Origin of the sequence: Agromyces luteolus, from assembly GCF_009729855.1 — a bacterium.
Taxonomy (GTDB): Bacteria; Actinomycetota; Actinomycetes; order Actinomycetales; family Microbacteriaceae; genus Agromyces; species Agromyces luteolus.
This window is the reverse complement of the sequence record NZ_WODA01000016.1, coordinates 93,643-104,725: the sequence shown is the minus strand read 5'-3', so window position 1 is coordinate 104,725 and position 11,083 is coordinate 93,643. Positions and strand designations below refer to the sequence as shown.

Genomic DNA, 11,083 nt, shown 5'->3' with positions numbered 1-11,083 from the left:
AGACCGGTCGTCCCGCGTGCCCGTCGTGGGAGCTCGAGACCATCGAAGGGGTCACACACATGCGTGAGGTGTTCCAGCAGGAACTGCGCGAGGTTCAGGACGGCCTCGTCGAGATCGCGACGCTCGTCGCCCAGGCCATCGACAAGGCGACGCGCGCCTTCAACGAGTCGAACGTGAGCCTCGCCGAGGAGGTCATCGCCGACGACCACCTGATCGATCAGCGTGCGCAGGCGCTCGACGAGCTCGCGATCACGATCCTGGCCCGCCAGCAGCCCGTCGCCCGCGACCTTCGGATCACCGTGAGCGCGCTCCGCATCTCCGCCTCGCTCGAGCGCATGGGCGACCTCGCGATGCACATCTCCCAGCTCGCCCGGTACCGCTTCCCCGACAAGGTCGTGCCGAAGTCCCTCCGACCGACGTTCCACGAGATGGGCGCGCTCGACGTCGAGGTGGCCCGCCAGCTCGTGGAGCTGCTGCGCACGCAGGACGTCACGATCGCCGACGAGATCCGCAACAAGGACGACCAGGTCGACGAGCTCCACCTCTCCGTCTTCGAGAAGGTGCTCGGCGAGACGTGGAAGGGCGAGGCCACCGCGACGGTCGACGCGACCCTCGCGAGCCGCTACCACGAGCGCTTCGGCGACCACGCGGTCTCGATCGCCCAGAAGGTGCTCTACCTCGCGACGGGCGACTGGGTCCCCGAGCCGGCCTGATCCCCGTCGCCCGACGCGACACGACGCACGAGGGCCGAGCGGATGCGACATCCGCTCGGCCCTCGTCGTCGTCGCGGGTCGGCTACTTCTTGCCCTGGGCGGCGACCGCCGCGGCGCCGGCGGCGGCGGCCTCGGGGTCGAGGTACTCGCCGGGCTTCGTGGGCATGAAGTCCTCGCCGAGCTCATAGACGAGCGGGATGCCGGTCGGGATGTTCAGCTCGGCGATCTCCTCGTCGGAGATGCCGTCGAGGTGCTTGACGAGCGCGCGCAGCGAGTTGCCGTGCGCGGTGACGAGCACGGTCTTGCCGGTCTTCAGGTCGGGGATGATGTCGGTCTCCCAGTACGGGAGCATGCGCGCGATGACGTCCTTCAGGCACTCGGTGCGAGGCATCTCGTCGTCCGACAGGTCCGCGTACCGCGGGTCGCCGACCTGCGACCACTCGGCGTCGTCGGCGAGGACGGGCGGCGGCGTGTCGAACGAGCGGCGCCAGAGCATGAACTGCTCCTGGCCGTACTTCTCGAGCGTCTCGGCCTTGTCGAGGCCCTGCAGCGCACCGTAGTGGCGCTCGTTGAGCCGCCACGAGCGGCGCACGTCGATCCAGAGGCGGTCGGCCGCCTCGAGCGCGAGGTCGGCGGTCTGGATGGCACGGGTCAGGACCGAGGTGTGCAGCACGTCGGGGAGGACCCCCTTCTCGACGAGCAGCTCGCCGGCGCGCTCCGCCTCGGCGCGGCCTTGGTCGCTGAGCCGCACGTCGACCCAGCCGGTGAACAGGTTCTTCTGGTTCCAGTCGCTCTGGCCGTGGCGCAGCAGCACGAGGGTGTAGACCATGCGGTCCAGCCTAGCGACCCGGTCGCGGCGGGCAGGGGGCGGGGTCGAACCGTGACGGATGCCGCGGGGCCCGCGGATGCCGCGGACCGGGCGGGCTGCGACACTGGAGGGCATGCCGGTCGGATCCATCACACGGGGCACGACGAACACGAACCGCCTGCGCCGCATCGACCGCTGGATCGCCGAGCAGCCCGGGTTCCGCCGCGCCGCAGATCCGCTCGTGGTCGACCTCGGCTTCGGGGCGAGCGGCGTGACCGCGTTCGAGCTCGCGGCGCGGCTGCGCCGGTCGCGCGCCGACGTGCGCGTGCTGGGCCTCGAGATCGACCCGGCGCGGGTCCGGAGCGCGGACGCGCAGCTCGCCGACGTCCGTGACGGCCGGACCCCGTTCGCCGCCGACCTGCCCGTCTCGTTCGGGGTCGGCGGGTTCGAGGTGCCCGTGCCGGGCGGTCGCCGCCCCGCGGTGATCCGCGCCTTCAACGTGCTCCGCCAGTACGACGAGGACGACGTCGCCGGCGCCTGGGCCCGCATGGCCGAGCGCCTCGCGCCCGGCGGCCTCCTCGTCGAGGGCACGTGCGACGAGCTCGGCCGCATCTCGAGCTGGGTGGGCGTGACGGATGCCGCGCCGCGGACGTTCACGGTCAGCCTCCGCCTGACCGGGCTCGACGCCCCGTCGGTGGTCGCCGAGCGACTGCCGAAGGCGCTGATCCACCGGAACGTCCCCGGCGAGCGCGTGCACGACCTGCTCGAGGCGCTCGACCGAGGCTGGCGGGTGCACGCACCGCTGTCGGTCTACGGCCCGTCGCAGCGCTGGATCGCGCTCGCCCGCGGCCTGCGCGACGAGGGGTGGCCGGTGCACGGGGGCGTCCGGCGCTGGCGGCTCGGCGAGCTCACGGTGGACTGGTCGTCGGTCGCGCCGAGCTGAGGCACGCCCGCCGCGCCGGCGCGCCTCAGTCGCCGGGCAGGAGCGCCCGCGCCTCGTCGAGGCCGAGCCCGGTCGCGGTCAGGAGGTCCACGAGGTACGGGCGGAGCGCGGCGAGCGTGTTCCGGTCGCCCTGCGAGCCGTCGGGCAGGATGGCGACGGGGTCGAGGTGCCGGAGGATCTCCGCGAAGCCCTGCCGCGCGACGGGCTGCTGCGCCACGTCGCGCAGCGACTCGTCGAACACCTCGACGGCGACCGCGATCCGGGCGACCACGTCGGCGACCGCCTCGCGCGGTCGTCCGTCGCGGAGGCTCCACTCGACCCGGCGCGAGACGATCCGGAGGTTGCGCGTCGCGAGGTCGACGCCGGAGAGCATCGCGCGCTGCCGTTCGAGGTCGAACCTGGCCCGGCGCACGATCGGCGACAGCCGGGCGATCGCGATGCCCGAGTCGACGCTCGCGGTCCACGCCTCGACCGCGGGCTGCGTGGCGCGCGCGCGGGAGAGCGCCCGCCCCGCGGCATCCGCCTCACCCGACCGGAGGGCCGCCGCGAGCTCGAGGAGGACCGCGACGTGCTCGTCGAGCAGGCGTCGGCCGTCGCGGAGGGCGGTGCGGCGCGGATCGCGCGGGATCACGGCGGTCGCGAGCAGCGCGAACGCCCCGCCGACCACGGCGTCCAGCGTCCGGACGAACGGGCCGCCCTCTGGCGCGGGGACGAGCATCACCAGCGAGCACTGCACGGCCGCGGCGATCGCGAACGACGCGTTGCCCGACAGGAACCGCGCCACCGCGAGCGTCACGGCGAGCGCGAGCGCGTACTGCCAGATGCCGCTGCCCGCGACGAGCAGCAGCGCCTCGGCCAGCGCGATGCCGAGAGTCATGGCGATGACGGTCTCGAGCACCCGGATCGGACGCGCGTCGCGCACGAACCCGAGCGACGTGATGGCGACGAGGGCAGAGATCAGCGGCTGCTCGTGCCCGACGACGAACAGCGAGAACGAGTACGCCGCGATCGCGGTGACGGTGATCTGCAGGATCGCCGGAAGCGAGTCGCGCAGCCGGCCCCCTCGCCTGCCCAGCCGGGTCGCCCCGCCGGGCGATCGGGTCACGGCCGGATGCCGAGCCTCGGCAGGCGGGGCACCTCGACCGCCGCCGCCGCCCCGGCGGGCACGATCTCGACCTGCGCCGCGGCGACGTCGATGCCGTGGCTCTCGACGATGAGCTCGAGGTCGGCCGGAACGGCGCGCTTGACGACCGCGAGGGCGATCGGGCCGAGTTCGTGGTGCATGCCGGCGGAGGTGACGGCGCCGACCGCGCGGCGTTCGGGCTCGTCGCCCGGCGCCGGCTCGGGACGGACCTTGAGCCCGACGACGGCGTCGCCCCGCTTCGGAAGGACCGTATCGCTGCCGTCGAGGTGGAGCATCACGAGGCGGCGCGGGGGACGGCCGAGGTTCACGACCTTCGCGACGGTCTCCTGTCCGCGGTAGCACCCCTTGTGCAGGTCGACCGCGCTGCGGAGCCAGTCGAGCTCGTGCGGCAGGGTACGCTCGTCGACCTCGGTCGCGAAGCGCGGGCGCCACGCGGCGATTCGCAGCGCCTCGAGCGCGAGCGCGCCGGCGACCTGGACCGAACCCGACCGGACGGCGCCGGCGAGGCTCGGGAGGGCGTCGCGGGGCACGATCGCCTCGGCGTACCGCCATGCCGCGCCCGCGTGCCCCGCCTCCGGGGCGTAGCCGTAGCCGTCGGCCAGCACCTTCCGCCACGGATCGCGCCAGGTCAGCGCGCCGTCGGGGAGCTCGACCGGGAACCCGTCGCCGCTCGGCATCGCGCCGATGACGGCGAACCGCTCGCTCACGTCGGCGACCTCGACGCGCAGCATGAACCGCATGCGGTCGAGCCACGTCGCGAGCGACGGCGCGGCGTCGCCCTCGAGCACCAGCCAGCTGCGTTCCCCGTCGTCGACGACGTGGACCGCGTGCTCGACATGGCCCGCGGCGTCGAGGAACAGGGCCTCGGCGCTCTCGCCCGGCGCGAGGTGGTCGAGCGCGCGGCTCGCCATCGAGTTCAGCCACGACCGGCGGTCGGGACCGGCGACGGTGATCACGCCCCGGTGCGACAGGTCGACGATCGCGCGCCCCTGCTCGAGGCGGCGCTGCTCGACCATCGGGTCGCCGTAGTGCGCGGCGACGCCCCCGTCGGGCGGATCGCCGACGACGGCGCCGGGCAGGGCGAGGAAGGGCGATCCCGACATCAGTCGACCTTGGCCAGCCGCGCGGACGCGTGCGTGCGCAGGTCCTGGCCGAGCGCCGCGATGTCCCACGCCCAGAGGAGGTGGTTCTCGACGAGCCCGTAGAGCCGCGTCGCCGCGGCGTACTCCTTCGCACCGGCGGTGCGCATGACGGCGTCCGTCGCGAGGTCGATGCGCGGGCCCTTGACCTGGCCCAGGTACAGCTCGCTCACGCCGCCCGGATGCACGATCGAGACCTCGAGGTCGAAGCCGCCGGCGTCGTTGCGGAGCGTCTCCACGGCCTCGGCGTCGGGGAAGCGCGACGCGCCGACCGCGGGCAGCATGGCCGGACCCTGGTCGCCCTCGCCGAGCGGGCGCGCGAGCCGCCAGTACCCGGTCTCCGCCGCCAGCGGCGTCGGCTCGCCGTCATCCGTCGTCGGGAACAGCCAGGTGGAGGACGTGTAGTTGAGGTAGGGCAGGCCGTCGTGGCTGAAGCTCACGCGCTGTCCGAACTCGTGGGTGACCGAGCCGTCGCCGATGGCGTAGTCGATCACGCCCGAGCCCTCCCAGACCCCGATGAGCCAGGAGAGCGGAACGAGCTCCGCGGGGAGGCCGACCGGCAGCTCGATCACGATCTAGCGCTGCCCCTTGAAGAGCTTGTAGACGACCACGCCGCTGATCCAGGCGATCGTGAGGCTCGCGAGACCGAGCAGGCCGATGAAGAAGAGTTCGAGCGCGAGCAGCGAGGACATGGTGCGAGTCTACCGGTTGCTCAGCCGAGGACCGGCAGCAGCGCGAGCGCCCCGAGGGCCACCGGGACGACCGCTCCGGCGATCGACGCGCTGGTCCGTGCGACGTAGCCGTGGGGCCTCCGAGACGCGAGCTGCAGCAGCAGCGCCGCGATGACGGATGCCGCGAACACCATGCCGAGCACGCCGAGCGCGGCGTGAGGCCCGGTGTCGTGGAACCAGGTCCGAGTGCCCGACCAGGCGAGGCCGACGACCACCGCGGATCCGACCGCGGAGATGACCCACACGGCGGGCACGGCCCATCGGGCGAGGCCCGTCGCCGGTGCTCCCGCGTCGTCCTGCGTCACGCCGGCCTCCTTCCCCGTCGCCGAGCGCCCGGTGTCCCGTAGTATTGACCGCACCTTACTACTGGAGGGTGTGCGTGGCGCAGCTGCTGATCCTGACGCCGGCAGCAAACGAAGACGTTCTCCCGGCCCTGTCTCTCCTGACGCATCGGGTGCGCGTGATTCCGGCGTCGCCCGATCAACTCGTGCGCGCGCCCGAGGCCGATCTCGTCTTCCTCGACGCCAGGACCAATCTCGCCGGCGCCAAGGCGCTCGCCCAGATCCTGCGGACCACCGGCCTCTCGGTTCCGTTGATCCTGGTCGTGACCGAGGGCGGGCTCACCGCGGTGACCTCCGACTGGGGCGTCGACGACGTGATCCTCGAGCAGGCCGGTCCCGCCGAGATCGACGCGCGGATCCGGCTCGCACTGGGCCGGGCGCAGGCCGCGCAGCCGGCCGAGCGCATCCAGACCTCCGGCGTCGTGATCGACGAGGCGAGCTACTCCGCCAAGGTGCACGGCCGCACGCTGGACCTCACCTACAAGGAGTTCGAGCTGCTCCGGTTCCTGGCGGCGCACCCGTCGCGGGTGTTCACGCGGGAGCAGCTGCTCAGCGAGGTGTGGGGCTACGACTACTTCGGCGGCACCCGCACCGTCGACGTGCACGTCCGTCGCCTCCGCGCGAAGCTCGGCGACCTCGACAGCCTCATCGGCACCGTGCGCAACGTGGGGTACCGCTTCAACGTGCACGAGGACGACGAGCAGCAGGCCGACGTCACCGCCCGGTGACCTGCGCTTCACCACCGCGTCGCGGGCCGGTGGCATGATGTGTGGATGACCGCGGAGAGCACCCTGGACGAAGACCGCACCGCGAGCGACTTCGACGACGACTTCGAGCCGCTCGACACCGACGGCGCGCCCGAACTCCTCGCCGAGCGCTACCTCGACCGGGAGCTCAGCTGGCTCGCCTTCAACCAGCGCGTGCTGGAACTCGCGGAGGACCCGCGGCTGCCGGTGCTCGAACGCGCGAACTTCCTCGCGATCTTCGCCTCCAACCTCGACGAGTTCTTCATGGTCCGCGTCGCGGGCCTGAAGCGCCGCATCAACACCGGGCTCGCCGTGCCGACGAACGTCGGCCGGACCCCGCACGAGGTGCTCGCCGACATCTCGCAGAAGGCGCACGAGCTGCAGTGGCGGCACGCTGTGGCGTACCAGGAGCTCGTGAAGCCGGCGCTGGCCGAGGCCGGAATCCGCATCGTGTCGTGGGGCGAGCTCGACGAGGAGCACCGGGAGCACCTGCACGGGTACTTCAGCACGCAGATCTTCCCCGTGCTCATGCCCCTCGCGGTCGACCCGGCCCACCCGTTCCCCTACATCTCGGGCCTCTCGCTGAACCTGTCGGTGCGCGTGCGCAACAGCCGCACCGGCCGGCAGGAGTTCGCGCGCGTGAAGGTGCCGCAGATGCTGCCGCGGTTCGTGCGCGTCGACCCGAGCGAGTCCGTGGAGGACGCCCGCTACATCGCGCTCGAGGACCTCATCGCGAACCACCTCGGCGACCTCTTCCCCGGCATGGAGGTCCTCGACCACCACGTGTTCCGCGTCACCCGCAACGAGGACGTCGAGATCGAGGAGGACGAGACCGAGAACCTCATCAAGGCGCTCGAGAAGGAGCTCCTGCGCCGGCGGTTCGGGCCGCCGATCCGGCTCGAGATCTCCGACGACATGGACGAGGTCACGCTCGGCCTCCTGGTGCGCGAGCTGGATGTCACGGAGCAGGAGGTCTACACCCTGCCGTCGCCGCTCGACCTCGGCGGGCTGTTCGACCTCGCGCGCATCGACCGGCCCGAACTGCACTACCCGACGCACGTCCCCACGACGAACGTGCAACTGCAGCCGTCCGAGCCGAACCGGCAGGCCGACATCTTCGCGGCCGTCGCCGAGAAGGACGTGCTGCTGCACCATCCGTACGAGTCCTTCGCGACGAGCGTCCAGGCCTTCCTCGAGCAGGCCGCGGCGGACCCCGACGTGCTCGCGATCAAGCAGACGCTCTACCGCACGTCGGGCGACAGCCCGATCGTCGAGGCGCTGATCGACGCCGCGGAGTCGGGCAAGCAGGTCCTGGCGCTCGTCGAGATCAAGGCCCGCTTCGACGAGGCCGCCAACATCACCTGGGCGCGCAAGCTCGAGAAGGCGGGCGTGCACGTGGTCTACGGCCTCGTCGGGCTGAAGACGCACTGCAAGCTCGCGCTCGTGATCCGCCAGGAGAAGTCCGGGCTGAAGCACTACAGCCACATCGGCACGGGCAACTACAACCCGAAGACGAGCCGCATCTACGAAGACCTCGGCCTGCTGACCGCCGACGACCAGGTCGGCAAGGACCTCACCCGGCTCTTCAACGAGCTCTCCGGGTATGCGATCGAGAAGAAGTTCAAGCGCCTCCTCGTCGCCCCGCTCCACCTCCGGAAGGGGCTGCTGAAGCTCATCGCCCAGGAGACCCGGAACGCGCAGGAGGGCAGGCCCGCCGGCATCCGCATCAAGGTCAACTCGATGGTCGACGAAGCCATCATCGACGCGCTGTACCGCGCGTCGAACGAGGGCGTGCCGGTCGAGATCTGGGTGCGCGGCATCTGCAGCCTCCGGCCCGGCATCCCCGGCCTGAGCGAGAACATCACGGTCCGCAGCATCCTCGGCCGCTACCTCGAGCACTCGCGCATCTTCTCGTTCCGCAACGACGGCGACCCGGTCGTCTACATCGGGTCGGCCGACATGATGCACCGCAACCTCGACCGACGGGTCGAGGCGCTCGTCCGACTCACGGATCCCGACCACGTGAGCGCGATCGCCGAGCTCTTCGACGAGGCCATGGACGAGCGCACCGCGTCGTGGTGGCTCGCGGGCGACGGCACCTGGACGAGGCACTCGACGGACGACGCCGGACGCCCGCTCGACGACCTGCAGCACGCCCGCATCCAGCGCGTCGCGCAGCGCAGCAAGCGCGTCGCCCAGCGCGCGACGCGAGCGGCGCGCCGATGAGCCAGGTCGCCACCGCCGTCTACGCGGCCGGCGCCGTCTGCTGGCGCGTCATCGACGGGCGCATCCACGTGCTCGTGGTGCACCGCACCGTGCACGGCGACGTGACGATCCCGAAGGGCAAGGTCGACCCCGGCGAGACGCTCCCCCAGACCGCGGTCCGCGAGATCGCGGAGGAGACCGGGCTCGCCGTCGCGCTCGGCGTGCCCGTCGGCGTCTCGCGGTACCCGCTCCCGAGCGGCCGCGAGAAGATCGTGCACTACTGGGCGGCCGAGGTGACCGAGAAGGCGGTGCAGGCGTCGACGTTCCGGCCCAACGCCGAGATCGCCGCGCTCGAGTGGGTCACCATCAAGCGGGCGCGCGGCTACCTCACCTACGGGCCCGACCGCGAGATCCTCGACAACTTCTCCGCGCTCGTCGAGCAGGGCGTGACCCGGACGTTCGCGCTCATCGTGCTGCGGCACGGCAAGGCCCAGACCCGGTCGGCGTGGAAGGGCGAGGACACGAGCCGTCCGCTCGTCGAGCGCGGCGTGCAGCAGGCCGCCGCCCTGGTCGGGACCGTCATGGCCTGGAAGCCGCGCAAGATCGTGTCGAGCCCGGCGGTGCGGTGCGTGACCACCGTGGCCCCGCTCTCGGCGGAGACCGGGATCCCGGTCAAGCGCGATGACGGGATCAGCCAGGACGCGTGGGAGGCCGGCAACGACGAGGTCCGGCGGGTGATCGGCAAGCGCGTGCGCGTGGGCAAGACCGCCGTCATCTGCGGCCACGGTCCGGTCATGCCCGAGATCATGCGCGAGATCGCCCTGGCCACGGGCACGCCGCTCGGTTCCTATGTCACCGACGCCGCGAGCCTCGAGGTGGGCGCGTTCAGCGTCGTGCACCTCTCCTCCTCGAATCCGTCGTCGGGCATCATCGCCATCGAGACGCACGCGCCGACCGCGTAGGCGTCCCCGGTCCGAGTCGAGACGCAGGGGATACGCAGGTTCCGCACACCGTCGCGACCCCGAGTGTTCACCGTTCGTTCATCCGATTGGGTTTCGATGTTCACCGGACATGGCCCCGGGCCCGGCGCGCACCGGCCGACTCCCCCGCCGCTCCAGAATCGCCGATCCCCTCGAACCTTCCCCGAAGGAGCCCCGTGAACCGCTCGCGCTCGCTCGCGGCCGTCGCGCTCGCCGCGGCCGCCGCAACCGTCCTCTCCTCCTGCGCCGTCAACGAGATGGAGGTCGGCGACACGGGTTCGACGCTCGACGGATACCTGGTCGGCGCAGGTTCGTCGGCGCAGGGCGCCGCGCAGCAGTCGTGGATCGCGGCGTTCCAGACCGACCATCCCGGGGTCACGGTCGACTACGATCCGGCCGGCTCCGGCGCCGGCCGCGACACCTTCATCGAGGGCGCGGGCGACTTCGCCGGATCGGATCGCGCCTACACCACGGACGAACTGGAGGACGGCGACTTCGGCCGCTGCGCGCCCGACTCCGCGGTCGTCGAGTTGCCCCTGTACATCTCCCCGATCGCCGTGGTCTTCAGCCTGGACGGGATCGACTCGCTGAACCTCGACGCTGCCACGATCGCGGGCATCTTCGCCGGCGACATCACCGACTGGGACGATCCGGCGATCGCCGCGACGAATCCCGGAGTGACCCTCCCCGACCTCGCGATCACGGCGGTGCACCGCTCCGACGACTCGGGCACGACCGAGAACTTCACCGACTACCTGCACGCCGCCGCTCCCGACGCCTGGGAATGGGAGGCCGATGGCGTGTGGCCGTTCTCGGGCGGCGAGGCAGCGCAGGGCAACTCGGGCGTGGTCGACACGGTCGGCAGCGGCGTGGGGACCATCGGCTACGCCGACGCGTCGCGCGCCGGAAGCCTCGGCACGGCGGCCGTCCGCGTCGGCGACGAGTTCGTCTCCTTCTCTCCCGAGGCGGCCGCCGCGGTCGTCGACGCGTCCCCGCTCGAAGCGGGTCGAGCCGAGGGCGACCTGGCCATCAGCATCGACCGCACGACGGAGCAGGCGGGGGTCTACCCGATCGTCCTGGTCAGCTACCTGATCGCCTGCGAGCAGTACGCGTCGTCCCGCAACGCCGAGATCGTGCGGGAGTACCTGGCGTATATCGCGAGCGAGGAGGGACAGCAGGCCGCCGCTGCGGGCGCGGGATCGGCGCCCATCTCCGATGCGATGCGCGAGCGCGCCATGCAGGCGATCGAGTCCATCAGCGGATAGGGCTGCTCATCCGGCGCGGCGGAGCATCGCCGTCACGGCGGACTCACAGGAGTGGCATCCCGGCCGGT

General features: G+C 72.0%; 11 protein-coding genes. 6 read left to right on the top strand and 5 right to left on the bottom strand.

The genetic code is table 11. From position 1 onward, the window contains the following. The first annotated feature begins 59 nt into the window (after positions 1-59). On the top strand, positions 60-713 hold the full coding sequence (gene phoU, locus GLX25_RS08550; protein WP_155842090.1) for a phosphate signaling complex protein PhoU: 654 nt from the start codon (positions 60-62) through the stop codon (positions 711-713). A gap of 82 nt (positions 714-795) precedes the next feature. On the opposite strand, the gene GLX25_RS08545 is transcribed toward phoU, so the two are convergent. Continuing rightward, positions 796-1,542 carry a phosphoglyceromutase gene (locus tag GLX25_RS08545; protein ID WP_155842089.1) on the bottom strand — a complete coding sequence of 249 codons (747 nt, stop codon included), beginning with the start codon at positions 1,540-1,542 and terminating at the stop codon, positions 796-798. Between the two features lie 112 nt (positions 1,543-1,654). Between GLX25_RS08545 and GLX25_RS08540 the strand changes: the two genes are divergently transcribed. Next, on the top strand, positions 1,655-2,464 hold the full coding sequence (locus GLX25_RS08540; RefSeq protein WP_155842088.1) for a class I SAM-dependent methyltransferase: 810 nt from the start codon (positions 1,655-1,657) through the stop codon (positions 2,462-2,464). A gap of 25 nt (positions 2,465-2,489) precedes the next feature. Here GLX25_RS08540 and GLX25_RS08535 read toward each other — a convergent pair whose 3' ends face one another. The 4 genes from GLX25_RS08535 to GLX25_RS08520 all read right to left on the bottom strand — a co-directional run bounded on the left by GLX25_RS08535 (position 2,490) and on the right by GLX25_RS08520 (position 5,783). Next, a complete protein-coding gene (locus GLX25_RS08535) occupies positions 2,490-3,569 on the bottom strand; it encodes an FUSC family protein (protein ID WP_271192606.1) in 1,080 nt (359 codons plus the stop codon). Continuing rightward, positions 3,566-4,711: a CAF17-like 4Fe-4S cluster assembly/insertion protein YgfZ gene (ygfZ, locus tag GLX25_RS08530; protein ID WP_155842087.1), complete on the bottom strand. Its 1,146-nt coding sequence runs from the start codon at positions 4,709-4,711 to the stop codon at positions 3,566-3,568. Before ygfZ ends, GLX25_RS08535 begins: the two co-directional genes overlap by 4 nt. Beyond that, positions 4,711-5,319, bottom strand: a complete 609-nt coding sequence (locus GLX25_RS08525) for a nitrobindin family protein (RefSeq protein WP_166548622.1) — start codon at positions 5,317-5,319, stop codon at positions 4,711-4,713. The genes ygfZ and GLX25_RS08525 overlap by 1 nt, the downstream gene beginning before the upstream one ends. A gap of 140 nt (positions 5,320-5,459) precedes the next feature. Then, on the bottom strand, positions 5,460-5,783 hold the full coding sequence (locus GLX25_RS08520; RefSeq protein WP_155842086.1) for a hypothetical protein: 324 nt from the start codon (positions 5,781-5,783) through the stop codon (positions 5,460-5,462). 74 nt (positions 5,784-5,857) lie between these two features. Here GLX25_RS08520 and GLX25_RS08515 point away from each other — a divergent pair, with 74 nt between their 5' ends. The 4 genes from GLX25_RS08515 (at position 5,858) to GLX25_RS08500 (ending at position 11,015) form a co-directional block, all read left to right on the top strand. After that, the gene (locus tag GLX25_RS08515) at positions 5,858-6,547 is read left to right on the top strand and encodes a response regulator transcription factor (RefSeq protein ID WP_166548621.1); all 690 of its coding nucleotides are present in this window, start codon (positions 5,858-5,860) and stop codon (positions 6,545-6,547) included. A 45-nt stretch (positions 6,548-6,592) separates the two neighbouring features. Further along, positions 6,593-8,791: an RNA degradosome polyphosphate kinase gene (locus GLX25_RS08510; protein ID WP_155842084.1), complete on the top strand. Its 2,199-nt coding sequence runs from the start codon at positions 6,593-6,595 to the stop codon at positions 8,789-8,791. Continuing rightward, positions 8,788-9,732: an NUDIX hydrolase gene (locus GLX25_RS08505; RefSeq protein ID WP_155842083.1), complete on the top strand. Its 945-nt coding sequence runs from the start codon at positions 8,788-8,790 to the stop codon at positions 9,730-9,732. Before GLX25_RS08510 ends, GLX25_RS08505 begins: the two co-directional genes overlap by 4 nt. A gap of 194 nt (positions 9,733-9,926) precedes the next feature. Further along, entirely contained in the window at positions 9,927-11,015 is a 1,089-nt protein-coding gene (locus tag GLX25_RS08500; protein ID WP_166548620.1) for a phosphate ABC transporter substrate-binding protein PstS, read from the top strand. Positions 11,016-11,083 lie beyond the last annotated feature (68 nt).